20 protein-coding genes, 2 tRNA genes and 2 rRNA genes are annotated in these 25,680 nt (G+C 36.9%); 9 read left to right on the forward strand and 15 right to left on the reverse strand.

Features of this window, described 5'->3' with window-relative positions:
- Positions 1 to 182: 182 nt before the first annotated feature.
- The 6 genes from AC3IS6_RS02740 to AC3IS6_RS02765 all read right to left on the reverse strand — a co-directional run bounded on the left by AC3IS6_RS02740 (position 183) and on the right by AC3IS6_RS02765 (position 7,916).
- Positions 183 to 3,068 (reverse strand): 23S ribosomal RNA (locus tag AC3IS6_RS02740).
- Between the two features lie 153 nt (positions 3,069 to 3,221).
- Positions 3,222 to 3,295, reverse strand: a tRNA-Ala gene (locus AC3IS6_RS02745).
- A 168-nt stretch (positions 3,296 to 3,463) separates the two neighbouring features.
- Positions 3,464 to 3,537, reverse strand: a tRNA-Ile gene (locus tag AC3IS6_RS02750).
- A gap of 127 nt (positions 3,538 to 3,664) precedes the next feature.
- A 16S ribosomal RNA gene (locus AC3IS6_RS02755) occupies positions 3,665 to 5,178 on the reverse strand.
- The 16S and 23S rRNA genes sit together here with 2 tRNA genes alongside, the layout of an rRNA operon.
- An 890-nt stretch (positions 5,179 to 6,068) precedes the next feature.
- On the reverse strand, positions 6,069 to 7,304 hold the full coding sequence (locus AC3IS6_RS02760; protein ID WP_489163366.1) for an ABC transporter permease: 1,236 nt from the start codon (positions 7,302 to 7,304) through the stop codon (positions 6,069 to 6,071).
- Positions 7,305 to 7,421: 117 nt separating this feature from the next.
- Positions 7,422 to 7,916 (reverse strand): YkgJ family cysteine cluster protein, encoded by a 495-nt coding sequence (locus AC3IS6_RS02765; RefSeq protein WP_173965911.1) that lies wholly within the window; start codon positions 7,914 to 7,916, stop codon positions 7,422 to 7,424.
- Positions 7,917 to 7,990: 74 nt separating this feature from the next.
- Between AC3IS6_RS02765 and AC3IS6_RS02770 the strand changes: the two genes are divergently transcribed.
- Together AC3IS6_RS02770 and AC3IS6_RS02775 are read left to right on the forward strand one after the other, a co-directional pair.
- Positions 7,991 to 8,698, forward strand: a complete 708-nt coding sequence (locus tag AC3IS6_RS02770) for a class I SAM-dependent methyltransferase (RefSeq protein ID WP_489163367.1) — start codon at positions 7,991 to 7,993, stop codon at positions 8,696 to 8,698.
- A 12-nt stretch (positions 8,699 to 8,710) separates the two neighbouring features.
- Positions 8,711 to 9,256 carry a YfiT family bacillithiol transferase gene (locus AC3IS6_RS02775; RefSeq protein WP_489163369.1) on the forward strand — a complete coding sequence of 182 codons (546 nt, stop codon included), beginning with the start codon at positions 8,711 to 8,713 and terminating at the stop codon, positions 9,254 to 9,256.
- A 92-nt stretch (positions 9,257 to 9,348) separates the two neighbouring features.
- Here the strand turns inward: AC3IS6_RS02775 and AC3IS6_RS02780 are convergent, their stop codons facing one another.
- The 8 genes from AC3IS6_RS02780 to AC3IS6_RS02815 form a co-directional block, all read right to left on the reverse strand.
- Positions 9,349 to 9,981, reverse strand: coding sequence for a 7-carboxy-7-deazaguanine synthase QueE (locus tag AC3IS6_RS02780; RefSeq protein WP_263362014.1), 633 nt, complete (start codon positions 9,979 to 9,981; stop codon positions 9,349 to 9,351).
- Between the two features lie 100 nt (positions 9,982 to 10,081).
- Positions 10,082 to 11,749 carry a tetratricopeptide repeat protein gene (locus AC3IS6_RS02785; protein ID WP_489163370.1) on the reverse strand — a complete coding sequence of 556 codons (1,668 nt, stop codon included), beginning with the start codon at positions 11,747 to 11,749 and terminating at the stop codon, positions 10,082 to 10,084.
- Positions 11,750 to 11,766: 17 nt separating this feature from the next.
- Positions 11,767 to 12,690, reverse strand: a complete 924-nt coding sequence (locus AC3IS6_RS02790) for a PstS family phosphate ABC transporter substrate-binding protein (RefSeq protein ID WP_489163372.1) — start codon at positions 12,688 to 12,690, stop codon at positions 11,767 to 11,769.
- A gap of 2 nt (positions 12,691 to 12,692) precedes the next feature.
- Complete coding sequence (locus AC3IS6_RS02795; protein WP_489163374.1) at positions 12,693 to 12,923, reverse strand: hypothetical protein; 231 nt, start codon at positions 12,921 to 12,923, stop codon at positions 12,693 to 12,695.
- Positions 12,923 to 13,723 carry an energy transducer TonB gene (locus tag AC3IS6_RS02800; protein WP_489163375.1) on the reverse strand — a complete coding sequence of 267 codons (801 nt, stop codon included), beginning with the start codon at positions 13,721 to 13,723 and terminating at the stop codon, positions 12,923 to 12,925. The genes AC3IS6_RS02795 and AC3IS6_RS02800 overlap by 1 nt, the downstream gene beginning before the upstream one ends.
- 37 nt (positions 13,724 to 13,760) lie before the next feature.
- The gene (locus AC3IS6_RS02805; RefSeq protein ID WP_489163377.1) at positions 13,761 to 14,309 is read right to left on the reverse strand and encodes an ExbD/TolR family protein; all 549 of its coding nucleotides are present in this window, start codon (positions 14,307 to 14,309) and stop codon (positions 13,761 to 13,763) included.
- A 19-nt stretch (positions 14,310 to 14,328) separates the two neighbouring features.
- Positions 14,329 to 14,961 (reverse strand): ExbD/TolR family protein, encoded by a 633-nt coding sequence (locus AC3IS6_RS02810; protein WP_489163379.1) that lies wholly within the window; start codon positions 14,959 to 14,961, stop codon positions 14,329 to 14,331.
- Between the two features lie 57 nt (positions 14,962 to 15,018).
- Complete coding sequence (locus AC3IS6_RS02815) at positions 15,019 to 15,849, reverse strand: MotA/TolQ/ExbB proton channel family protein (protein ID WP_489163381.1); 831 nt, start codon at positions 15,847 to 15,849, stop codon at positions 15,019 to 15,021.
- A 379-nt stretch (positions 15,850 to 16,228) separates the two neighbouring features.
- Between AC3IS6_RS02815 and AC3IS6_RS02820 the strand changes: the two genes are divergently transcribed.
- The gene (locus AC3IS6_RS02820) at positions 16,229 to 17,746 is read left to right on the forward strand and encodes a helicase HerA-like domain-containing protein (RefSeq protein ID WP_489163383.1); all 1,518 of its coding nucleotides are present in this window, start codon (positions 16,229 to 16,231) and stop codon (positions 17,744 to 17,746) included.
- Positions 17,747 to 17,836: 90 nt separating this feature from the next.
- Here the strand turns inward: AC3IS6_RS02820 and AC3IS6_RS02825 are convergent, their stop codons facing one another.
- Entirely contained in the window at positions 17,837 to 19,177 is a 1,341-nt protein-coding gene (locus tag AC3IS6_RS02825; RefSeq protein ID WP_489163384.1) for an FAD-dependent oxidoreductase, read from the reverse strand.
- 378 nt (positions 19,178 to 19,555) lie between these two features.
- Here AC3IS6_RS02825 and AC3IS6_RS02830 point away from each other — a divergent pair, with 378 nt between their 5' ends.
- The 6 genes from AC3IS6_RS02830 to AC3IS6_RS02855 all read left to right on the forward strand — a co-directional run bounded on the left by AC3IS6_RS02830 (position 19,556) and on the right by AC3IS6_RS02855 (position 25,676).
- On the forward strand, positions 19,556 to 20,149 hold the full coding sequence (locus AC3IS6_RS02830; RefSeq protein ID WP_489163385.1) for a GNAT family N-acetyltransferase: 594 nt from the start codon (positions 19,556 to 19,558) through the stop codon (positions 20,147 to 20,149).
- A 61-nt stretch (positions 20,150 to 20,210) separates the two neighbouring features.
- A complete protein-coding gene (locus AC3IS6_RS02835; protein ID WP_489163387.1) occupies positions 20,211 to 20,768 on the forward strand; it encodes an HD domain-containing protein in 558 nt (185 codons plus the stop codon).
- A 29-nt stretch (positions 20,769 to 20,797) separates the two neighbouring features.
- A complete protein-coding gene (locus tag AC3IS6_RS02840; protein ID WP_489163389.1) occupies positions 20,798 to 21,604 on the forward strand; it encodes a helix-turn-helix domain-containing protein in 807 nt (268 codons plus the stop codon).
- Between the two features lie 78 nt (positions 21,605 to 21,682).
- The gene (locus AC3IS6_RS02845; RefSeq protein ID WP_489163390.1) at positions 21,683 to 23,191 is read left to right on the forward strand and encodes a serine hydrolase domain-containing protein; all 1,509 of its coding nucleotides are present in this window, start codon (positions 21,683 to 21,685) and stop codon (positions 23,189 to 23,191) included.
- A 369-nt stretch (positions 23,192 to 23,560) separates the two neighbouring features.
- Positions 23,561 to 25,030: a serine hydrolase gene (locus tag AC3IS6_RS02850; RefSeq protein ID WP_489163392.1), complete on the forward strand. Its 1,470-nt coding sequence runs from the start codon at positions 23,561 to 23,563 to the stop codon at positions 25,028 to 25,030.
- A 202-nt stretch (positions 25,031 to 25,232) separates the two neighbouring features.
- On the forward strand, positions 25,233 to 25,676 hold the full coding sequence (locus tag AC3IS6_RS02855) for a hypothetical protein (RefSeq protein ID WP_489163394.1): 444 nt from the start codon (positions 25,233 to 25,235) through the stop codon (positions 25,674 to 25,676).
- The last annotated feature ends 4 nt before the right edge of the window (positions 25,677 to 25,680 follow it).

Below are 25,680 nucleotides of genomic sequence, written 5' to 3' on the forward strand. Positions count from 1 at the left end.
GTTTTTAGTAATTAGTCCTTAGTGCATAGTAATTAGTCCTTAGACTCTTTACTAGCTACTTTTCACTAATTACTGCTCTTGCGCGAGCAAATATCTTAACATACTGAGATAAAGAAAAGTACTTTTATTTACTATTTTAGAAAGTTTCTTCTCTCCCGATTTGCATCGGGAGAGAAAAGGGTGTACATAAGCTTACGGATTATTAGTACTACTCGACTATGACATTACTGCCTTTACATCTATAGCCTATCAACGTGGTCATCTTCCACGATCCTTAAAAGAAATCTCATCTTGTGGTGGGTTTCGCGCTTATATGCTTTCAGCGCTTATCCCTTCCAAACGTAGCTACTCTGCGGTGCCCCTGGCGGGACAACAGATACACTAGAGGTTTGTCCAATTCGGTCCTCTCGTACTAGAATCAGATCCACTCAAATTTCTAACGCCCACAGTAGATAGAGACCGAACTGTCTCACGACGTTCTGAACCCAGCTCGCGTGCCACTTTAATGGGCGAACAGCCCAACCCTTGGGACCTTCTCCAGCCCCAGGATGTGACGAGCCGACATCGAGGTGCCAAACCCCCCCGTCGATATGAGCTCTTGGGGGAGATCAGCCTGTTATCCCCGGCGTACCTTTTATCCTTTGAGCGATGGCCCTTCCATGCGGAACCACCGGATCACTATGCTCTACTTTCGTACCTGATCGACCTGTATGTCTCTCAGTCAAGCTCCCTTATGCCATTGCACTCTACGCACGGTTACCAAGCGTACTGAGGGAACCTTTAGAAGCCTCCGTTACTCTTTTGGAGGCGACCACCCCAGTCAAACTACCCACCAAGCAATGTCCCCCACAACGCGGGGTTAGGCTTCAGATAAACAAAGGGTTGTATTTCAACAATGACTCCACAACGCCTGGCGACGCCACTTCACAGTCTCCAACCTATCCTACACATCATTTATCCAAAGTCAATACTAAGCTATAGTAAAGGTGCACAGGGTCTTTTCGTCCCACTGCGGGTAAACGGCATCTTCACCGTTACTACAATTTCACCGAGCTCATGGCTGAGACAGTGTCCAGATCGTTACACCATTCGTGCAGGTCGGAACTTACCCGACAAGGAATTTCGCTACCTTAGGACCGTTATAGTTACGGCCGCCGTTTACTGGGGCTTCAATTCAATGCTTCTCCGAAGATAACATCTCCTCTTAACCTTCCAGCACCGGGCAGGTGTCAGGCCCTATACTTCATCTTACGATTTTGCAGAGCCCTGTGTTTTTGATAAACAGTCGCCTGGACCTCTTCACTGCGGCCCTGTATTACTACAGGGCGACCCTTCTCCCGAAGTTACGGGTCTATTTTGCCTAATTCCTTAGCCATGAATCTCTCGAGCACCTTAGGATTCTCTCCTCAACTACCTGTGTCGGTTTACGGTACTGGTACTAATTACCTGAAGTTTAGAGGTTTTTCTTGGAAGCCCTTAGGCGCACTATCTCTTTGTCCGAAGACGCCGAGTACTATCGTATTTCCCCAAGCCGTGTGGATTTGCCTGCACAGCTTATAGGTAGGTACTTCAACGAACTATTCCGTCAGTTCGCGGCGCTTTCATCACTCCGTCACCCCATCACAGTAATTAGTAGTACGGGAATATTAACCCGTTAGCCATCGACTGTCCCTTTCGGGTTCGCCTTAGGACCAGACTAACCCACAGCTGATTAGCATAGCTGTGGAAACCTTAGTTTTTCGGTGTGCGGGTTTCTCGCCCGCATTATCGTTACTTATGCCTACATTTTCTTTTCTAACCAGTCCAGCATACCTGACGATACACCTTCAACCCTGTTAGAATGCTCCCCTACCACTTAGAGTAAACTCTAAATCCATAGCTTCGGTAATACACTTATGCCCGATTATTATCCATGCTCGTCCGCTCGACTAGTGAGCTGTTACGCACTCTTTAAATGAATGGCTGCTTCCAAGCCAACATCCTAGCTGTCTGGGCAGACAAACCTCGTTCTTTCAACTTAGCGTATATTTGGGGACCTTAGCTGATGGTCTGGGTTCTTTCCCTCTCGGACTTGGACCTTAGCACCCAAGCCCTCACTGCTGAGAAACATTATATAGCATTCGGAGTTTGTCAGGAATTGGTAGGCGGTGAAGCCCCCGCATCCAATCAGTAGCTCTACCTCTATATAACTTTACGCTCAGCGCTGCACCTAAATGCATTTCGGGGAGTACGAGCTATTTCCGAGTTTGATTGGCCTTTCACCCCTACCCACAGGTCATCCGAAGACTTTTCAACGTCAACCGGTTCGGTCCTCCACTGTGTGTTACCACAGCTTCAACCTGCCCATGGGTAGATCACACGGTTTCGCGTCTAACACTACTGACTAAAGCGCCCTATTCAGACTCGCTTTCGCTACGGATCCGTGGCTTAACCACTTAACCTTGCCAGCAACGTTAACTCGTAGGCTCATTATGCAAAAGGCACGCCGTCACCCCACGAAAGGGCTCCGACCGCTTGTAAGCGTATGGTTTCAGGATCTATTTCACTCCGTTATTCACGGTTCTTTTCACCTTTCCCTCACGGTACTGGTTCACTATCGGTCTCTCAGGAGTATTTAGCCTTAGCGGATGGTCCCGCCAAATTCAGACAGGGTTTCACGTGCCCCGCCCTACTCAGGATACCACTATCTATTATACTCGTTACCCATACGGGGCTATCACCCTCTTTGGCTCGACTTTCCAGTCAATTCCGGTTCCTTGTACATAAAATATCGTGGTCCTACAACCCCAACATTGCCGTAACAACATTGGTTTGGGCTAATCCGCGTTCGCTCGCCACTACTTACGGAATCACTTTTGTTTTCTTCTCCTCCGCCTACTTAGATGTTTCAGTTCAGCGGGTTTGCCCACCTATCGGTGTACTATGTCTTCAACATAGTGGGTTGCCCCATTCAGGTATCTACGGATCAATCGGTGTGTGCCCGTCCCCGTAGCTTTTCGCAGCTTATCACGCCTTTCATCGCCTCTGAGAGCCTAGGCATCCCCCATACGCCCTTATTTTGCTTATTGTACCAATCTTGTTACTTAAAACAAGACCGTTTTTTTTTGTCTTTTACAATAAATTGTAAAAAACGCTTTCTACTTTTTATTATTTTCTTATCTCAATATGTCAATGAACTTTAACAATTAATAATTATCAATTGATAATTGTCAATTATTTCGTGGAGAATAACGGAGTCGAACCGTTGACCTCCTGCGTGCAAGGCAGGCGCTCTAGCCAGCTGAGCTAATCCCCCATTTCTTAAATCTTAGATTGTAGAATTCAGATTTTAGATTTCTTTTTTCTTCTCTAATTTCTTTTGGTGAATTCCAACTTCCAGAATTTCCTTTTTTAAGCTAACAGTCTTTTTTATTTCCTTAATCTTTAAATAGTTTAATACTTAAAGCTTTCAATCTTTAAAAAGTAGTCCCGGGCAGACTCGAACTGCCGACCCCTACATTATCAGTGTAGTACTCTAACCAGCTGAGCTACGAGACTCTGTTTTACTTAATTTTCATTATTTTTTAAATTAACAGCAAGAGTAAGTGAATGTTGTGATTCAGAACCTTCTAAATTAACATCTTTTTTCCTCAACGTGTGTTTCCACTAACATTTGAGGCTCTAGAAAGGAGGTGTTCCAGCCGCACCTTCCGGTACGGCTACCTTGTTACGACTTAGCCCTAGTTACCAGTTTTACCCTAGGCAGCTCCTTGCGGTCACCGACTTCAGGCACCCCCAGCTTCCATGGCTTGACGGGCGGTGTGTACAAGGCCCGGGAACGTATTCACCGGATCATGGCTGATATCCGATTACTAGCGATTCCAGCTTCACGGAGTCGAGTTGCAGACTCCGATCCGAACTGTGACCGGTTTTATAGATTCGCTCCTGGTCGCCCAGTGGCTGCTCTCTGTACCGGCCATTGTAGCACGTGTGTAGCCCAAGGCGTAAGGGCCGTGATGATTTGACGTCATCCCCACCTTCCTCACAGTTTGCACTGGCAGTCTTGTTAGAGTTCCCGACATGACTCGCTGGCAACTAACAACAGGGGTTGCGCTCGTTATAGGACTTAACCTGACACCTCACGGCACGAGCTGACGACAACCATGCAGCACCTTGTAAATTGTCTTGCGAAAGATCTGTTTCCAAACCGGTCAATCTACATTTAAGCCTTGGTAAGGTTCCTCGCGTATCATCGAATTAAACCACATGCTCCACCGCTTGTGCGGGCCCCCGTCAATTCCTTTGAGTTTCATTCTTGCGAACGTACTCCCCAGGTGGGATACTTATCACTTTCGCTTAGCCACTGAAATTGCTTCCAACAGCTAGTATCCATCGTTTACGGCGTGGACTACCAGGGTATCTAATCCTGTTCGCTACCCACGCTTTCGTCCATCAGCGTCAATCCATTAGTAGTAACCTGCCTTCGCAATTGGTATTCCATGTAATCTCTAAGCATTTCACCGCTACACTACATATTCTAGTTACTTCCTAATAATTCAAGTTTAACAGTATCAATGGCCGTTCCACCGTTGAGCGATGGGCTTTCACCACTGACTTATTAAACCGCCTACGGACCCTTTAAACCCAATGATTCCGGATAACGCTTGGATCCTCCGTATTACCGCGGCTGCTGGCACGGAGTTAGCCGATCCTTATTCTTACGATACCGTCAAGCTGCTTCACGAAGCAGTGTTTCTTCTCGTATAAAAGCAGTTTACAATCCATAGGACCGTCATCCTGCACGCGGCATGGCTGGATCAGGCTTGCGCCCATTGTCCAATATTCCTCACTGCTGCCTCCCGTAGGAGTCTGGTCCGTGTCTCAGTACCAGTGTGGGGGATCTCCCTCTCAGGACCCCTACCCATCGTAGCCTTGGTAAGCCGTTACCTTACCAACTAGCTAATGGGACGCATGCTCATCTTTTACCGTTGTGACTTTAATAGTGATCTCATGCGAGACTGCTATGCTATGAGGTATTAATCCAAATTTCTCTGGGCTATCCCTCTGTAAAAGGTAGATTGCATACGCGTTACGCACCCGTGCGCCGGTCTCAAGTTCCGAAGAACTCTACCCCTCGACTTGCATGTGTTAAGCCTGCCGCTAGCGTTCATCCTGAGCCAGGATCAAACTCTTCATCGTATATTTTTTATATTATATTGCGATGCTTTATCTATCGGTTCTTTTCAAATCTCTCGATTCATTTACTCTTATTCTTTTGTTTTAACATCTCTGTTAAAACGGCTGTCAATTCAATATGTCTACGAACGTGTATTTCTTTTTATTGTCTCGCTGTATCTCAAAGCGGGTGCAAAAGTAAAAAACTTATTTCTAAATGGCAAGAGTTTTTTGAAGTTTTTTTTAAGAAAATTTAATTTCCTTTTTCCTTCTTTCTCCTTCCAATCTCTCAATGAGCTTCCCGTGTTTTGCGGGGTGCAAATGTAATATCCATTTTCAAATCTCACAAGCTTTTTCGAATCTTTTTTTGAAAATCTCTTTTCGCTTTTATTCCTTTGCTTGTCAGTATTTCAGTGAACGTCTATCGCTGTTGCGGGTGCAAAAGTAGACACTTTATTCACTTAAACAATAGCTTTTTCAAACTATTTTTGATCTTTTTTTAAACTTTATCTTAACACTCTGATAACACCTCTTTTACAAATTAAACTATTTTCAGCTTTGAAAGGTTTTTCCTTAGTGAATTAGATTCAACACTACACCTGCCTTTGAAACATCCCGATTTTACTAGTCTCGCAAAGACACCAAGACGCCAAGTTTTGCTTCTTTGCCTTATTTTCTTTTGAAAACCCATGCCCTAGCCCCGATAGAAGTGGAAATCCTTTTGCTTTTTCCTTTAAAAAGCAAAAGATTGAAACGCATAGCGGGAGAAAGCTCCTAAATACTAAAATTCCAAACTTGAAAGCTTCGACTTCACTTTGCTTGATAAAATGACTCCTTAATATAATAAGAACAAAAACTACAAACCCGACAGGTTTTAAAACCTGCCGGGTTGTATATATAATAGAACAACAAAATTACTCGAAACGAATGGCTTTAACAGGAGAGATCTTTGTGATTATATAGGAAGGAATTAACAACACTATGAAGCACACTCCAATCGTAAGCAAATTCAACAAAACAATATACCCCCAATTAAAATAGACTGGAGCCTCATTCACATAGTAGTTCTCAGGATTCAAACGAATTATTCCAAAGTGCTGTTGAATTAACAATAAAACAATACCAATTAGATTACCCCAAAACAAGCCTTGAATAATAAGATAAAAAGCATTATACAAAAACACCTTTCGAACCGTCCAGTTATTTGCCCCCAATGCTTTAAGAATTCCAATCATCTGAGTCCGCTCCAGAATCAAGACCAATAAAGCCACAACCATATTAATAGTAGCAACCAATATCATTACACCTAATATAACAATGATATTAAAATCAAAAAGCTGTAACCAATCAAATATATAACTATACTTTTCGATTATCGTTTTAGTATCTAAATTAGAAGAGGTCTGATCGTAAATTTTTTCTCCTGTTGCTTTGATAGCATCAAAATCATTAATAAACACTTCAAAAGCACCAATTTGATCGACACTCCATTTGTTTATTCTTTGAATATGCCTAATATCTCCGAATATATAGGTCGCATCAAAATCCTGAAATCCTGAACTAAAAATACCAGCTATCTTAAATCGACGACTATTAGGCATCTTACCCTGCTCTTCTTTTATAAAAAAGGCATTAAAACTATCTCCTACTTTAAGATGAAGCCGATTCGCAAGAAATCTGGAAATTAAGACATCCCCGTTAAGAGTTTTAGCATAATCCGGCAACCTGCCTTCCACAAGATACTCTTCAATGTTCTTCCAGTCATAATCTGCCCCAACCCCTTTGAAAACTATACCTTCAAAAGAATTTTCTGTTCTGATAATTCCAGCCTTAGTAGCGATTGCCTGAATATGACTAACCTCAGGAACCGATTTAAAATTGGGATAAAAGTCTTGTTTTTTCGAAATTGGAATCAGTGTAACCTCTGAATTGTTATTATCGAAATTTGATATTACAATCTGCCCATTGAAAGCAGAAACTTTATCTCGTATTTTTTTCTGTAAGCCAATACCCGTTGCAACAGAAACAATCATCATTATCATACCAATAGCGATAGCCGAAATAGCAATTTTAATGATAGGTGCCGAGATACTGCTTTTAAAATCTCTGGCAGTAATAAGTCTTTTTGCTATGAAATATTCTAAATTCAAATTTTAAGTTGTCTTGAAATTAATTAATTGGATCCGTCTTGGATTCATTCGAATCAAAATTACATTTAAAAAAGCAAAAAAAATGCTTTTAAAAACAATTACGAATTATTTAAGGCCTTACAAGGGAAGTTTCTTTTTCATTTCTTCTACTATATTGTAAGCAGCAGGACAAATCGCAACATTTTTTAATGTTAAGTCCGCAATCTGATGAAATTTTTTACGATCTGTATGCGGAAACTCCCTGCACGCCTTTGGGCGAACATCATAAATCATACAATAATTTTCACTATCCAAAAAAGTACAAGGCACGCTTTTTAACACATAATCTTTATCCTCATCAATCTTGAGATATTGTTCAATGAATTGCTGCGGCTTTTGTCTGAATGATTTTGAAATCCTTTCGATATCAGCCAAAGTAAACAAAGGCCCGGTCGTTTTACAGCAATTAGCACATTGCAAACAATCTGTTTTCCTAAATTCAGCATCATGCAAATCCTGCATCACGTAATCCAAATTCTTCGGTTGTTTCTTTTTAAGCTTATCAAAATACTTTTTGTTTTCGATATGCTTATCTTTGGCTAACTTATTTAAGTTGTTTAAAATTTGCTTCAAGTTTAAAATTTAAAGTTGATGTGCAAAATTAAACAACTTTAAACTTGAAACCTTAAACTTTGAACTAAAATACGATGAAAGATCTTTTCGGGAAAGCCATGTATGATTTCCAAACCAATAATTCGCCGGAGGACATTATTACTGAAACTTCGATTTCTGAAGAAGACGAAATGAGCGTGGATTATCTATTCCGTTCCTATAGTGAAATGCCTAAACTCGAACAAAAAGCACTACAATTAGCTTTCGGAAAAACCCTGGATGTAGGCTGCGGGGCAGGAAGCCATAGTTTGTCTTTACAAAATGATCGCAATCTGGAAGTTACAGCAATTGACATTTCACAAAAAGCAATTGAAACCTGTAGGCTGCGTGGTTTAAAAAATGCCAAGGTTAAAAACATACTTGAACTTGACGAAGAGAAGTTCGACACCATAATTTTACTAATGAATGGCGTTGGAATTTTTGGAAAATTAGATAACTGTAATAAATACTTATCCAAACTAAAGTCATTATTGAATCCCGGCGGACAAATATTACTGGACAGTTCAGACATTATTTACATGTTTGATGAAGACGAAGATGGAGGAAAATGGATCCCATCAAGCAATAATTATTACGGGGAACTTATTTTCAACATTTCATACAAAGGAGACAAAGAAGAACCCTTTGACTGGTTGTACCTAGACTACAATACTCTTCAAAATGCAGCTAATGCCAACGGATTAAAATGTGAATTGATTCTCGAAGGTGAACATTATGACTATCTAGCCAAACTTTCCTTGTAAAACAGATAAACCATGAACGAAACAGATTTAGAAAAGTTAAAATATCCAATTGGAAAGTTTCAAAGTCCAAAAGATTATAATGCTGAATATATTTCCACTAATATCATCATCATCGAATCCTTTCCGGATAAATTAAAAAAGGAAACGATTCATTTGACTGAAGAACAGCTCGACACACCATACCGTCCTGACGGATGGACTGTTCGACAAGTAATTCATCATTGTGCAGAAAGCCACATGAACTGTTTTATCAGACTAAAATGGGCATTAACAGAAAACAATCCCGTAATAAAGGCTTACGATGAAAAATTATGGTCTGAACTTCCGGATAATCTAACTATGCCGATTGAACCAACCTTACAATTATTAGAAGGATTGCACTTTAGACTAGCTTATGTTATGAAAAATCTAAACTGGTCAGATTTAAACAAATCCTTTATCCATCCCGAAAACAACTCCGAATACTTATTAAAACAAATCATCGGAATGTATGCCTGGCACTGCAACCACCATCTGACTCATATCACCTCTTTAAAAAAGAGCAGAAACTGGGATTAAAAACAAACATTACCCTTTATTATACAGCTATTAACTACTATATAAAACAAAAAATCTCTTCAATTGAAGAGATTTTTTGTTTTTACAATGATTTAAGGAATGTTCAAATATTTATGCGTTTGAAGCGAAACTCTCCATTTCGGATTGTTCATCACATAATCAACAATCAGAGGTGTCATTTCTTCTTTCTTACTCCATTCCGGCTGAAGAAACAATATCGCATTATCATTTACCAAATCTGCTTGCTCTTCTGCAAAAATAAAATCGTGTTTATTATAAATAATTACTTTTAACTCGTGCGCATTATCATATACGGTTTGAGTTGGCAGTTTATTCTTTTTAGGTGAAAGGCAAATCCAATCCCAGGTTCCGGTTAACGGATACGCGCCCGAGGTTTCAATATGAACTTTCAATTTTTTATTCTTCAACTCCTGAGTCAACAAACTCATATCCCAAGTTAAAGGCTCACCACCAGTAATCACTACAGTATCAGCTTGACTTGACGCATTATTTACAATTAAATCAATACTCGTTGGCGGATGTAACTCAGCATTCCAACTTTCCTTCACATCACACCAGTGACAACCAACATCACAGCCTCCAATTCGTATAAAGTAAGCAGCTGTTCCGGTATGAAAACCTTCCCCTTGAATGGTATAAAATTCTTCCATCAAAGGCAACATAGCTCCTTTATTTACTTCTAATTGTATTTCTTTTGATAACATTATTTTATTTTAAAGTGCAAAGATAGTCAATTAAATACGGAACAAAAAAAACCGATAGTTCAAAGAAACTATCGGTTATACATTTAATTAAAAACTTATATTATTTTAAAGCTTTTACAGATTGTGTAGCGTAAGCATTTGCAGGATCTAAAACTAAAGTTTTATTGAAATACTCAACAGCTTTTACTTTATCCGTATTAGCATAACTAGCACCGATACTGTTGTAAGCTTCCACTACTTTTTTCACTGTAGCCGGTTTAGCTAATTCTTCAGCTCCTTTAGCAGTGATACTTGTAACGTATTCTTCGTAGTTTTTAATGATCAAATCATCTTTCTCCAACAAGTTATTGATTCTTCCTTTGTACAAATAAGCTTCACTATAAGATGGAGAAGCTTCTAATATTCTATCAAAAGCAGCTTCAGCTTTCCCTAAAGCAACAGCATCTGCAGCTCCATTCGTTTTATTTGCGTTCGCATAATAAAGAGAAATACCGTAGTAAATATTATCATCTAAGTAATTTTTAGACTCTTTATTAGTTGTTCCAAGCTCTAAAACAGCAGCTGCCTGAGTAAATTGTTTCTTTCCAAACAAAGCTTTTCCTAGATCAGAAAGCTCTTCCACTACTAAAGGCTCTAATTCAATAGCTTTTTTGATATCTGCTAAACCAGCATCAAACGAAGCCTGATCTACAGTTCCGTCTGCAGCAGTTCCTTTTTTAATTTTAGACAAACCTAAATACAAATAATCTCTACCAATTACTTTATTAGAAGGTACTTTAATATAATCTTCAATAGATTTGATAGCTACATCAACATTTCCGTTCTCATAAGCAGCATAACCTAAATATCTAAAAATTCTAGGATTTACTTTATCTTCTGCAATCATCTTGTTCGCAACAGTCTCTAAACTCTTATAATCCTTAACCAGAATTAAGAAATCAGCATGACGCATTTTAGAATCTAAAGAGTAATCCGTAAGATTTAAATACTTCTCATAGTTTGTAATTGCATTTTGCATATTTACTTTAGAAGTAGATGGTTTATTTCTACCCCATTTGTAATAGGTCTCAGCCAACTCTCTGTAAACAGGTCCGTAGTTAGCATTCAAAGCGATTACTTCATTAAAAGATTTGATCGCCTCATCGTAAGACTTAGCCCCTTTCAACAAAACTCCTAATTGCATTTTTGCTCTCAAAAGTGTTGGATCTGCAGTAAACGCATCACGGTATGCTTTGTAAGCATCATTTTGATTGTTTGCCCCATAATACGCATCACCAATAGCCAAAAGTGCAGTTGCATTTTGAGGATCAATTACCAAAGCACGTTTTAAATTTGCAACTGCATTTACATAGTCTGGTGAAGTAGAATTCATATATGCTCTACCGATGTAAATGAACTCCTCTACATCTTTACGCTTCATATCTTTTATCGCCAAACCAAAGTTTGCCTGAGCAGCAGCAGTATTTTTTGCATCAAGATCTAACTGACCTAATCCTATATAACTTAAGTTTTTCTTATCTGATGCCTGTAAACCATTTGCAAAATAAATTTTAGCAGAATCAATAATTGCCTGATTTAAATATACATTACCTAAAACAAAATTAGCTTCTCCATCAGATGGTTTTGCTTTGATGATTGATTTTAGCAATGATTTTGCTTTTTGAAATTGCTCAGCGTCGATTGCCTTTTTAGCTTCTTTGATATCTTGCGCTTTTGCTACAGTAGCTGAAGCAACTAAGGCAAGACTAAAAATTTTAAATTTATTCATCTTTATTTGTAATTAATTTATTCTTTCTCTTTTAATATTTGACTTCTTATTTCAAGCTTTCTTCCAGGTGTTCTAACAGGCAGCAAACCGGACTTTAAAACGATTCTTTGCCCAATATCACCAGCAATAAAGGACGCAAATCCCATTCCTAAACCAGAATATCCCTGACAATTTATAATAAACAAACCTCGTGCCAAAGGGTATTTTTCTTCAGCAAGGTCATTCTGAGTTGGGCTGTAATATTGATCACTTTTTAATCCTTTAACACTCAAAACATTGATTTTCTTTACCACGTTTACCATACTTGGAGAAGGCTGAGAAAGCCAGTTTACGCCAACAACCCCAATCATGCCATCATTCTCAGATACGAATTTAATAACCTCGTCATTACTTTTGAAAGAAAAAACATCTTTTGCAGGAATGTCCTTTACTTTAGCCAATTCTTTCAAATAACGCACTGTACTTGAGTTTGGATTATCAAACACAAGACCTTTAATTCTTGGATCAGACTTACCCTGCATAAAATCGATTACCGTTTTCAACGCAATTAATGTATCATTATTGCCTTTGTTTGAAATAAAAGCAATTGCATCAGTTGCAAAAGGAGTAACTCTTGGGGTTAGCCTACCTTTTTGAAATTTAGCAAACTCTTCTTTAGTTAAATCTCTTGTAGTTATCACCACTTTAGCTTTCTGATTTAACAAATCGTTAATAAGCTCTCCTTCTGACTTAGGTTTAACTGTAATTTTAGCACCGGAATAGGTTCCTTCAAAAACCGCCACCTGATCATCTACAATAGGCTTTACAGTTTCATCAACAGTAATATCAATCGATCCTTTTAAAATTGTTTCTTTGTTAACTTCATTCTTGCTTTTTTGGTTACACATCGCAAACAAAAAAACAAAAACAACCAAGCCTGCAATTTTACTATACTTTAACATAATTATTCTGATTTTGAATTAATTAATCTCAAAAAACGAATTGCCGCATATACGATCAATAATCCCCCAAAAGCATACCTGTATTTTGATTCCATTTCCAACGGAAGTTTCTCCCAAAACATAATCATTAAACCGAGCACAAGATATATTAAAAAAAACAGTATTCCTAAAACAAGAAGAAATCGCTCTTTGAGCGATTTCTTCTGAATATTATTAAGCATATCTTTTAACATTATTCTGCAGATTGAATAGTAATAGGAAGAGAGTAAAGTACCCTAACTTTTTTACCATTTTGCTCGCCAGGAGTCCATTTTGGACACTTTTTAAGAACACGAATTGCTTCTGCTCCTGTACCGTAACCGATATCCCTTAAAACTTTAATGTCGGTTAATGAACCGTCTTTTTCAACTACAAAAGTAACATAAACTTTACCCTTTAAACCTTCTTCTTCCGGAGTTTTGTAATTGTTTCCTACGAATTTGTAGAATTTTTCAATTCCTCCTGGGAAGTCTGGTTTTACCTCGATACCTGCAGTGTTATAAACATTGTTATCTTCCTGAATGATCTCAGTAACCGGCCCTTTACCAACTGGTTCATCAACAGTTAAAACTGCGTCCGGATCTCCTTTGATAGTTTCAGCACCGATTTTCTTATCTTTAAGCTCCACAATTTTTGGCGGTTCCTCAGTAATTTCTTCAGTCTTAGCAACAACAGGCTTCACAAACTTTACCTGATCCACTTTCGGTGGCGGCGGTGGCGGTGGTGGCGTGTTAGGCTTTACTTCCTCTTTTTTAGGAGGTAATTTTATCTTAGTAAGCTTAATCTCGTTCGCTACCACATCATCTTTAGATTCTGGTATTAAACTCACAATAAGAGGAGCTGCAACTGCTAAGCTAAATATAACAGAACCAATGATAAGTGCTCTTACCGTAGTTTTATTGTTTGCTTTTCTTAGCTCATATGCACCGTATATCTTATTACGCCCTTCGAATACGATATCAAGCCACTGATTTTTTATAATATCTAATTTCATTTTTCTCGATTATTAGGTTATTAAAAAAATAAAAAAATTATTTTTTCTCTAACAATTCTTTTTCTTTAGGAAGAAAATCATTAACAATAGCATAAGTTTCAACTCCAGTAATTGCCATTTCATCCAAAATGTCAACTAGATTCTTATACTTCGATTTCTTACCTGGCTTGATGATCACAATAATCCCTTTAGCTTTAGTTCCAGTATATTCAATTACTGATTTTTTACGAGCTAATAATTCTCTACGAATTCCATCTTTACCATATGCTATATCTTTCGGTCCAGCAATAGGACTATCAATCAATCCCATATAGTAGATAAGCTTATTATTCTCACCCATCATAACAGTCAAGGTTCTCTTCTCATCGACTTTTATGTCTTTGTTCTTAGTCTCGTCTTCATCTTTATCTGGCAAACCTAAAGGCATCGCTTGAGGTTTAGACAACGTAGTGGTCAACATAAAGAACGTGATCAATAAGAAAGCCAAATCTACCATTGCCGTTAAATCGACTTTAGAATTTTGCTTTTTACTTCTTACTTTACCACCTTTTCCGCCGCCACCGTCGCCGGTATTTAATTCAGCCATTTTAGTGTATATTTTTTAATTAAAAGTCTTTTCCTCTCATACCTGTAACCAAGTTAAAGGTATTGATTTTTTGATCTTGCAAAATATCCATAATCTTTTTAATTTGTGGATAATCTTCTTTCGCATCCCCTTTTATAGCAATTTGCAATTCTTTGGTTCCTCCGCTAAGATCAATCGCTGCTCTTCTAGAAACCAACAACCATTCTTTCAACTGATTATCTAAAGAATCTATAGGAATTCCCGGCTGAGGAGCTTTAGTTCTATCAGCAGCTTTCATTTGAATGATTTGCTGCAAATTAGCCAACGGCACACCAAAATCATCCATTAATGCAAATTTCGCTTTATCATCGTCTGAAAATTCCACACCTAATTTTGCCCCCATACCAGTAAGAGTTTCTTTACGTAACTCTCTTCCTTTTAGGTCAAAAAACACTTTACTGATTCCATCTTTTCCTTTACCAATAGTAATAATTGCTAAATCTGAATCTGGCAACTTAGTTAGTACTGTAGAAGAAGGCGTATCAACAGGAAGTGCCTCAGGCACTTTAGCGGTAGCAGTCAAAATAAAGAACGTAAGCAAAAGGAATGCAACATCACACATCGCAGTCATATCTGTCGATGTCGACTTTTTTTTCATTTTTAATTTAGCCATTCTCTTTTATTTTATTTTGATATAATTAATTGTACTTATTAAATATTCAAAAATTAATTATTGTTTCAAACTTCCTCTGAATTTTCTGTAAGTGTTTACAATAGTAACACCAGCCTCATCGATAGAATAAGTTAAATCGTCAATTTTACCTGTAAAGAAGTTGTAAGAAACAATTGCGAAGATTGAAGTAGAGATACCTGTTGCAGTGTTGATAAGTGCCTCAGAAATACCTGTTGCAAGAGCAGCCTGGTCTGGAGTTCCAGCAGAAGCTAACGCACCAAACGCTTTAATCATACCTGATACAGTTCCTAATAATCCTCCTAAAGTTCCTAATGATACTAAAGTAGAGATGATAGTCAAGTTTTTCTCTAACATTGGCATTTCTAATGAAGTTGCTTCTTCGATTTCTTTGTGAATTACTTCTGAAGCTTCTTCACTATTGAAACCTTCTTTTTTAACGTCTTGGTATTTAATCAACGCAGATTTAATTGCATTAGCAACTGAACCTTGTTGTTTATCACATGCAGCGATAGCAGCCTCAATGTTTCCTTCTTTAATATTTCCTTGAACATTTTTCATAAATGTATCTAAGTTAGCTTTACCAGCAGCTTTACCGATAACAATGAATCTTTCAATAGAAAAAACAACAACCATTAAAAGCATACCTAATAATATTGGTACAATAAATCCTCCCATGTATACCATTCCTAAAGTATTGATTGGGTGTGGGTGCTCACTATTGAAAGTTCCTGCTTCGAAGTTAGCCTCAGCTCCCATAACGAATTTCCAGATTAACCAACCAACAAAAACACATGCTACAATAATGATTCCTGAAATCATTCCTCCCCCATTTGAAGTGCTTTCTTTTTTAACTTTAACGTTTGCCATTTTTTTTAATTTTAATAGTTTTAAATAATTTTATTTTTTAGTTATATTTAACTTGTAGAGGAGCAAATTTATACGTTTAGTTTAAATAAAAAAACTTTTTTTAATTTAATTGAAGGAAATTTAACGTCAATTTAAAAAATATCTCATTAAATTGCTGACTATGTTTTTTAGATAAAACAAAAAAAAGGACTAATAATGGGAAAATTACAACGTTTTAGTAAATATTCAAACAATCCTTTGATATCTTCTTAAAAAGTTGCGAAATTATTTTTTATATAATTTTCAACCAAAAAAGGCTTTTTCTTACTAAAAATAAAGAACCAAAAATGTTAAAAAATCAAGCAATACTCTTATAATCATCTAAATTACAAATAAAAACATGAATAAAAAAGACAATTTCATTCAAGATATAAATAATGGCTATCTTTCTAAGGGCGACAGCATCATTCTTGGCAGTGCCATTCTGGACGGGGAAACACTTGGGGAAGCTCATGTCAAAATCCCACTGAAAACATTAAACCGTCACGGATTAATTGCCGGCGCTACCGGAACAGGAAAAACCAAAACCATACAGGTTCTCTCTGAACAACTTTCGAATGTAGGAATTCCTGTTTTGATGATGGATATTAAAGGTGATTTTAGCGGAATTGCCGAAGAAGGTAAAGAAGAGGGTTTTATAACCGAGCGTCATGCCAAAATAAACATACCTTATAATGTAGCTTCTTTTCCTGTTGAATTAATGTCACTTTCGAAACAAAACGGAGTTCGTTTAAGAGCCACTGTTTCTGAGTTCGGCCCCGTTCTTTTCTCCAGAATTTTAGATCTGAATGATACACAGACAGGTGTAGTAGCCGTTATTTTTAAATATTGTGACGACAATAAAATGCCACTGCTGGATTTAAAAGACATCAAGAAGGTTCTCAATTATATCACCGAAGAAGGCAAAGATGAAATAGCCTCCAATTATGGCAAAATCTCAACCGCAACGACTGGCACGATTTTAAGAAAAATAATCGAACTGGAACAACAAGGCGGTGATTTGTTTTTTGGAGAGCTTTCGTTTGAAATTGATGATCTGATGCGAATTAACGAAAATGGAAAAGGATATGTAAACATTATCCGATTGACGGATATTCAGGACAAACCTAAATTGTTCTCGACTTTTATGTTGAGCTTACTGGCTGAAATTTACCAGCAAATGCCGGAAAAGGGAGATGTTGTACAACCGGAACTGGTTATTTTTATTGATGAAGCGCATTTGATCTTTAACGAAGCCAGCAAGGCACTACTGGAACAAATTGAAACGATTGTAAAACTAATTCGTTCTAAAGGTGTCGGAATTTATTTTGTAACCCAAAATCCGATGGATGTTCCGAGTGGTGTATTGGCACAATTGGGGTTGAAAATCCAGCATGCGTTAAGGGCTTTTACTGCCAATGACCGTCAGGCGATTAAAAAAACAGCAGACAATTATCCTACTTCACCTTATTATAAGACCGATGAGCTATTAACGAGTTTAGGAATTGGAGAAGCTTTGGTAACAGCCTTGAATGAAAAAGGTATCCCTACTCCTCTTGTTGCCACGATGATGCGTGCTCCAATGAGTCGAATGGATGTTTTAACTCCGGACGAAATTGACGCCATCAACAGCAAGTCAAAAATGGTGAAAAAGTATGTTGAGGAAATAGATCGCGAAAGTGCCTACGAAATTTTAAACAAAAAAATTGAAGAAGCCACGCAGGCTGCTGCACAGCAAGAGGAAGAAACACCGACAAGATCATCTAAGTCCGAGCCAAGCACCGCAAGTGTTGTTGGAAAATCGGTTTTAAAAGTGGTTACAAGTGCTACTTTTATAAGAGGTGTATTTGGAGTTCTGTCCAAAATCTTTAAGAAATAACAATTATCAATGGCAATATCAAAAATCAATGGCAATTACAATGTCAATGCTAATTTTAAATTGATTTTTGATATTAATATTGCAACTGATCTATTTTTGCAATAATTCAAGAATCTTATTCTCTACTTCTGGAGTGTCCCAGATGTTTTCAATATTGTCGATTCCCAATACCTCTTCCATGATTTCGTTTTGGAAATCTCCAATTGCCAAAGCTTCTGTATAAGGACGATCGCTAAAAGTTACGCGACTGTAAAGTGGTATCCATTTATCAGGATGTTTGTCTGAGAATGCTTTTTCAATCTTCTTTTGTAACAAGAATTTCTCATCGGCCGTTTTAGTACTCATTTCCATAAAATTGCGATAGGACAATTCGGCAATTGCATCGGCATTTGGTTTACGCGAAATCTGATATTCAGCAAAGACTTTCTTCCAGTCGTCTCCGTACTTTTCGATCATTTCATTTAAAACCGTAATATCTTCAAAACCTGCATTCATTCCTTGTCCATAAAAAGGAACAATAGCATGACAGGCATCTCCTATCAAAGCAATTTTATCTTCGTATGTCCACGGAAAACATTTCATGGTTACCAAGGTACTTGTTGGATTCTTAAAAAAATCATTTGCCAGTTCTGGAATTACTTCGATCGAATCCGGAAAGTTTTTCGTAAAGAAATCCTCCACCATTTTACGATCTGTAAGCGAAGCAAATGAATTTTTGCCTTCAAAAGGCATAAACAAAGTACAGGTAAAACTTCCATCCAAATTAGGAAGTGCAATTAACATGTATTCGCCACGTGGCCAAATATGGAAAGAATTTTTATCTAATTTATGCGATGCATCAGCATTTGCCGGAATATTCAATTCTTTGTACCCCATATTCAAAAATTCCTGTGAATAATTGAACATGCTCTGACGCTGCATTCTGTGTCTGATTCTCGAAAAAGCACCATCGGCACCAAAGACCATATCGTATTTTTTCTCCTCCCATTCTCCTCTTTCGGTTTCCCCTATGTGCAAAGTAGCATCATTTAGAGTTACGTCCCAGATTTTTTGTTCGAAAAGAAATTCTGCTCCCGCTTCTTCAGCAAGGTCAATCATTTTGCGATTGAGCGTTCCTCTGGAAATGGAATAAATCGATTCCCCTTCCTGTCCATAATTCTGAAAATTGAGTTTATCGACTAAATGAATGGCTCGTTTGTCCATCGGAATAGCGATTTCCCGCACAGCATCTCCTACACCAACACCATCAAGTGCTTTCCAACCACGGTTGGACATTGCCAGATTAATAGAACGACCCGAAAAATTAATTTTGCGAATATCAGGACTACGATCATAAACATGAACGGCATGACCTGCTTTTTTAAGGTAAATTGCCAATAGTGATCCTACTAATCCAGAACCGACAACTGCAATTTTTAGTGAAGTTTGCATCAAGAAAAATCTAAATATAAGATCGTAAAAATAAGTAATAATTCTACAAGAGCTTAAAAATAAAGGAAATATTTATGATTTATATGGGCATGACCCGCCGAAAAAAGCGGGTCGGGCTATTCGCTATATCTTTTATGCCGAACCCCGTCATAAAAGGATACCGCTCCTATCCCTCATGCAGCATTATTTTTCATAACAAATTTATCTTTTTAAAGATTTATTAGAAATCCGAAAAAGGCTACTTTCGCTGAAGAAATAATCTCGCAGAGCCACAAAATCGCAAAATTTTATTATAGCCACAGATTAAAGGATTAAAAAAATCTACGTGAATTTTTTTTGTGTCTTTGTGACTTTCTAGCTAACCTCTAAAACAAAACAATGAAAAACGAACTACTACAATCGAACATTATTCTGGAAAACGAAAAAGTTTTACTACTTCCTTTTGAAAATGAACGAAATATTGAACTCAAAGAAATCATTTTTGACGATGATGTCTGGAAATATATGGGTATGTACGTTCGCGATGAAAAAGACTTTGAAAACTATATTCAAAATACCTTACAGCAAAAGGCTGCCGGTACCTGTTATCCTTTTTTGATTGTTGATAAAACTACCAATAAGGTTGCCGGAAGTACAAGATACGGTTATCTTAATTATGCAAGTCAAAAATGTGAAATTGGCTGGACTTGGTTCGGAAAAAAATTTCAGAGAACAGGTTTGAACAAAGCCTGTAAGTTTGAGCTATTAAATTTCGGGTTTGAAAACATTCTATTCAGAAGAATCCAGCTCAGTGCCGATCTCGAAAACAAAAAATCACAACAAGCGATTGAAAAACTGGGTGCCACAAAAGAAGGTCTTTTCAGAAATAATTATATCGACTCGGAAGGAAGGAGCAAAGATGATGTTTATTATAGTATTATTTTGGAGGACTGGGAGGCCGTTAAAGGGGAATACTTCTCTGAATTTACATAGAAAAACCGCCTCTATTGTGATAGAAAAATGGTATTTTAGCTTATTCTAAAATACTTCTTCTATGACTGATTTACAGACCATATATCAAAGAACCATAAAATTTGCCGCAAAAAGACATGCCGACCAAAATCAGGTAATTCCCGGAACTAATTTACCTTATGTTGTTCATTTAAGTAATGTAACAATGGAAATTCTATTGGCTTCGCAAAACTCAACGGCTTTTAATACTGTATTTGCAATTCAAATTGCATTACTCCACGATATACTTGAAGATACAGAAACTACATTTGAAGAACTTACAGCCGAATTTGATGAAGAAATTGCTCAGGCTGTTCTGGCGTTAACAAAGAATTCTAAAATCCCTAAAGAAGAAAGAATGACTGATAGTCTAGCCCGAATTAAAGAATTATCAAAAGAGGTATGGGCTGTGAAATTAGCAGACAGAATAACTAATTTACAGGTTCCGCCAGAAAACTGGAGTGTAGAAAAAATAAAAGAGTATCATCAACAAGCTGTACAAATTCTAAACACGCTAAAAGGCGGCAACACTTATTTAGAAAAAAGACTCTCAGAGCGAATTCAAAATTATTTAACATATTGTACCGTTGAAGAATTATAGGAAACAACTCATCAAAACATAATCTCAAAATGAATCTATATTCAGAACATTATGTAAGCGAAAAAAGCGAGCGGTTTGTTAATAAAATTTGGTGCCTGGACAATGGCAATGGTGAAACGACAATTGAAAACAAACTCGTTTTACCCAATGGCTGTTTTAATCTAGCTATTGTTAGCGGGGCCTCAATAGAGGTTCACACGAGTAAGCAAAAATATGAGATGAACGAGGGATTTTACTTTTGCTCGCAAATGACCAACAAAGTTTTGGTTCATATAAGACCTAAAACCAAAGTCACCATCATTCAATTACAACCCTGGACGCTTTCGATGTTTCCTCAATATGATTTGAGCCATTTTAGCGATTCTATTATCAAAATCAATCCGGCTGAATTGCCTTTTGCGGCTGAAACAGATTATAACTTAAACAATGACATTTCGGTATTATTGATGATATTAAATACCTATTTTGAGACATTAAGTTTTACAAACCCTGCCAAGAATACCATCGAAAAAATCTGTGAGATTATTAGACTTCGCAACGAAGAAATTTCGGTTTCAGAAATTGGGGAAGATTTAAAAGTCTCTCAGCGTTTATTACAGATTAAGTTTAAAACAGCAACCGGACTTACTATTAAAAAATACATCCAGATTCTGAAATTCAGAAAATCGGTGGATCAAATGGTGCATTCCAATTTAGAAAAACTCAGTCTGACTGAAGTTGCGCTTTATAACAAATATTTTGATCAGTCGCATTTTATAAAACAATTTAAAGGTGTTATGAAAACGACTCCCAAAACATTCAACTCTAGTTTATATTTTCTTTCTAAAAAAAGATAGGATTTCGCATTTGTACAATTTTTAGATTTTAGATTGCAGTACTATTGCAAAATCATCAATCAACCAAACTAATATAAAATGAAAACCAATCCATCTATTTTTCAATTAAAAGTTTTTTTAATTGCAATGTTTCTTTTCCAATTCCAAACCGGATTCTCTCAGGAAAAAAAAGGCTCCGAATTGTACCAAACGATTATGTCAAGAGACAGTCTTCTCTTTAATGTCGGTTTTAATACCTGCGACGTAAAACAGTTTGAAAATCTATTAAGTGATAATTTTGAATTTTATCATGACAAGGATAGTATTCAGGACAAAGCTTTATTTCTAAAAAACATTAGAAAAGGTTTATGTAGTTCGACCAAAACGTATCAAGCCAGAAGAGATTTAGTAAAGGGCAGTACGGAAATATATCCGTTATCCAAGAACGGTTTATTATATGGTGCTTTGCAAATAGGAATTCATCAATTTTTTGAACCTACACCGGAAGGGAAAGATAAATTTGGGAGCACAGCCCGATTTACACATTTATGGATTCTAGAAAAAGGTGACTGGAAATTAAGACGATCCCTTAGCTACGATCACCAAACGGTTAATACCGCAGGTACCAAATCAGATATCTTTGACAATGATGCCGAAATTAAAAAATGGCTAACTCAAAACAATATTCCGGCACTGGGAATTGGTGTCATCAATGATGGAAAATTACAGGAAGTAAAAGTATTTGGCGAACTCAAAAAAGGAGTTCCGGCACCCTATAATTCGATTTGGAATGTAGCCTCTTTAACCAAACCTGTTACTGCAATTGTAACTTTAAAATTAGTGAGTTCCGGAAAATGGGACCTCGACGAACCTCTTTACAAATACTGGACAGATCCGGACATTGCAAATGATCCCAATACTAAATTGTTAACAACCAGAATTATCTTAAGCCATCAAACCGGTTTCCCAAACTGGAGATTCATGAACAAATCTGGCAAACTGGATTTTAAATTTAAACCCGGCACAAAATACCAATATTCGGGAGAAGGCTTGGAGTATTTAAGAAGAGCCCTAGAGAAAAAATTTCATAAAACACTGGATCAATTAGCCGGTGAATTAATTTTCAAACCTTTAAAAATGAATGACACTCAATTGATCTGGAACGATAAAATTGATTTGTCAAGATATGCCATTGGTTACGACAATAAGGGGAATGCTTATGAACCTACTAAAAACAAAACCGCAAATGCCGCTGATGATTTACTAACGACTATTGAAGATTACGGAACATTTTTATGCAGCGTCATGAACAGCGATGGGTTGAGCAAAAAGGTTTTCGAAGACATGACTTCCCATCAGATTCAAACCAAGAAAAATAAATACTTCGGACTGGGTTTTGAAATTTATGATTTAGGAGATAACGATTATCCTTTATCGCATGGCGGAGCTGATCAGGGTGTTCAAACCATTTTCTTATTACTCCCAAAAACCAAACAAGGTCTAATTATTTTCACCAATGTTGATGATGGCTATAAGGCTTATGAAAAGATTGTAACGCATTATTTTGGTGAAAAGGGTCAGAAAATAATTGATATAGAAACGAAATAAATCTATGCTAAAGTTATTTATCCTTATTGTGCAATTTTTAGGTGAAGTGCTATTCGCTTAAACCAACTCAGCCATTTTAGAGATACATTTTGAAAAGGTGGAATTTATCCTCATGCCCGAACAAAAAATAAAGATTGAAAGGTAAAGAAAATTGTTAGTTATGAGCATAGATCTGTAAAATAGTAGCATTCGGTCTGTGCTCTCCCGCTAGTGTGTTAAAAAAAAGATAAAAAAAGGATTGATTCTGAAACTTAATTAAAAACGAGTCGTCTAAATAAAGACGACAACATAATCCTGAACAGATTACGGAGTTTCAATCATCAAATCAAAAATCAATCACTGGTTTACTAACCTTAATCATCAATCAATATGAAAAAACCAATCAAACTAGTTGTTCTCAGCACTATTTTACTCTTTTTTGCTTTAAACATTTCTTTTGCACAGGACAAAGCAAAACAAATTGACCAACTATTAAGCACGTACAATCAATACGGACAGTTTAATGGTTCGGCACTGGTTGCCGAAAATGGAAAAATCATTTTTAAGAAAGGATTTGGTTCAGCTAATATGGAATGGAATATTCCAAATCAGACTAATACCAAATTCAGATTGGGCTCCATCACCAAACAATTTACCGCCTTTTTAATCTTAAAATTAGTTGAAGATGGAAAACTAAAACTAGATGTTCCTATCACTACTTATTTACTAGATTACCCTAAAGAAACAGGCGATAAAATAACGCTTCATCACTTACTTACGCATACTTCGGGAATTCCAAATTATACTTCTTTACCTGATTTTTTCAAAGACAAGAGCAGAAATCCTTATACCCCTGAAGAGTTTGTCAAAACATTCTCTAATTTACCGCTTGATTTTACTCCGGGTGAAAAATTCAGCTATAGTAATTCCGGATATTTTCTTTTAGGATATATTATCGAAAAAGTTACCGGAAAAACATACGAGCACTATTTGCAAGAGACCATCTTTACGCCATTGAAGATGGTCAATTCCGGCTATGATCGTCCCGAAGTCCTCTTGGAGAACAGAGCTGCCGGTTATGAGAAAAATGCCAAAAAAATTAGCAATGCTTCCTATATCGATATGAGTATACCTTACGCAGCAGGTTCTTTATATTCTACGGTGGAAGATCTGTACCTATGGGATCAGGCACTTTATGCCAATAAAATACTTTCTGAGGCATCAACAGAATTATTGTTCAAACCTTACATCAGCACAAGAAAAAATGAGTCTTACGGCTATGGATGGGTTGTCAGCGAAAAAAACAAAGGAAAAGATGCCGCCCAATTAAAAATTGTTGAACATGGCGGTGGAATCAATGGTTTTAACACCAATATCGTTCGTATTGTGACGGATAAAAATCTAATTGTTTTACTAAACAACACCGGCGGAACTGTTTTGGATGAAATGAGCAATGCGATCAGAGCCATTTTGTACAAACAATCATTCAACCAGCCGAAAAAATCTTTGGCGTTTGAGCTTTTGGATGTTTTTACAGAACAAGGGGTTACAAGCGGAACGGCTGCTTATGCCAAATTAAAAAACGATCCTACTTTCGCTATCAAGCAAAACGACATGAATGATGTGGGCTATCAACTTTTACAAAAAAGAAAAATTAAAGAAGCGATCGAGATTTTTAAAATTAACGCCGAAACTTTTCCAAAATCCGGAAATGTGTATGATAGTTTAGGAGAAGCATATTTGGCTGATGGGGATAAAAAACTTGCGTTTGCAAATTATTCCAAATCAGTTGAACTGGATCCCTCAAATGAAAACGGCAAAAAGGTATTAGAAGAAATTTCGAAAAACAATACAAAATAACGCTCAGCAAACTTCTTTAGAAACTCCGCTAAAACAGATTCATAATCTGTTTTAGCGGAGTTTTTTTGTTACAATTTCTAACAATCAGATTCGATAATTAAATATTTAAAATAGTATTTTAGCACCGCCCAAAAAAAAGATAACAAATCCCAAATCAATCTGATTTACAACAAGAAATGTTGTAAACTGTTTTACTTAACCTATGAAAAAATTAAAGAAACAGACTCTTTTAGTGTTCGTACTATGCATGTTTATTCCGCTCATTGGTAATTCTCAAACCTCTGGAAAAACGGTTCCAATGCCTTCTCAGCAAAACAAAATTATAATTGATAAAATTGTGGAAGCAGCACATTACAAAAACTATGTGAGCGATTTTTGCCTGGCAACCATCAACGAAGCCGCACTTAAAGAAAAATGGAATGATCAAAAAACAGTTGAAATAACCGAAAGTATTAACTATAAAAACTTCCGTGATGCTGTTTATAATATGTTTGCTTATTATAATGAAATAGAATTAGAAACATTGTTAAAAACCTACCAAAAAGATACTGTATACCAAACTACAAATGTCATGGTTACCAACGATGCACTGGGCTATAACCTTGAAATATTTGCAAATGATATTGTTCGTGGCAGGTATAAGTAAATTG

The organism is Flavobacterium sp. KH_035 (assembly GCF_057839565.1).

Coding starts and splice junctions, on each gene's coding strand:
- AC3IS6_RS02770 (WP_489163367.1), top strand. CDS start 7,991: ATGAAAGATCTTTTCGGGAAAGCCATGTATGATTTCCAAACCAATAAT.
- AC3IS6_RS02775 (WP_489163369.1), top strand. CDS start 8,711: ATGAACGAAACAGATTTAGAAAAGTTAAAATATCCAATTGGAAAGTTT.
- AC3IS6_RS02780 (WP_263362014.1), bottom strand. CDS start 9,981: ATGTTATCAAAAGAAATACAATTAGAAGTAAATAAAGGAGCTATGTTG.
- AC3IS6_RS02785 (WP_489163370.1), bottom strand. CDS start 11,749: ATGAATAAATTTAAAATTTTTAGTCTTGCCTTAGTTGCTTCAGCTACT.
- AC3IS6_RS02790 (WP_489163372.1), bottom strand. CDS start 12,690: ATGTTAAAGTATAGTAAAATTGCAGGCTTGGTTGTTTTTGTTTTTTTG.
- AC3IS6_RS02795 (WP_489163374.1), bottom strand. CDS start 12,923: ATGTTAAAAGATATGCTTAATAATATTCAGAAGAAATCGCTCAAAGAG.
- AC3IS6_RS02800 (WP_489163375.1), bottom strand. CDS start 13,723: ATGAAATTAGATATTATAAAAAATCAGTGGCTTGATATCGTATTCGAA.
- AC3IS6_RS02805 (WP_489163377.1), bottom strand. CDS start 14,309: ATGGCTGAATTAAATACCGGCGACGGTGGCGGCGGAAAAGGTGGTAAA.
- AC3IS6_RS02810 (WP_489163379.1), bottom strand. CDS start 14,961: ATGGCTAAATTAAAAATGAAAAAAAAGTCGACATCGACAGATATGACT.
- AC3IS6_RS02815 (WP_489163381.1), bottom strand. CDS start 15,849: ATGGCAAACGTTAAAGTTAAAAAAGAAAGCACTTCAAATGGGGGAGGA.
- AC3IS6_RS02820 (WP_489163383.1), top strand. CDS start 16,229: ATGAATAAAAAAGACAATTTCATTCAAGATATAAATAATGGCTATCTT.
- AC3IS6_RS02825 (WP_489163384.1), bottom strand. CDS start 19,177: ATGCAAACTTCACTAAAAATTGCAGTTGTCGGTTCTGGATTAGTAGGA.
- AC3IS6_RS02830 (WP_489163385.1), top strand. CDS start 19,556: ATGAAAAACGAACTACTACAATCGAACATTATTCTGGAAAACGAAAAA.
- AC3IS6_RS02835 (WP_489163387.1), top strand. CDS start 20,211: ATGACTGATTTACAGACCATATATCAAAGAACCATAAAATTTGCCGCA.
- AC3IS6_RS02840 (WP_489163389.1), top strand. CDS start 20,798: ATGAATCTATATTCAGAACATTATGTAAGCGAAAAAAGCGAGCGGTTT.
- AC3IS6_RS02845 (WP_489163390.1), top strand. CDS start 21,683: ATGAAAACCAATCCATCTATTTTTCAATTAAAAGTTTTTTTAATTGCA.
- AC3IS6_RS02850 (WP_489163392.1), top strand. CDS start 23,561: ATGAAAAAACCAATCAAACTAGTTGTTCTCAGCACTATTTTACTCTTT.
- AC3IS6_RS02855 (WP_489163394.1), top strand. CDS start 25,233: ATGAAAAAATTAAAGAAACAGACTCTTTTAGTGTTCGTACTATGCATG.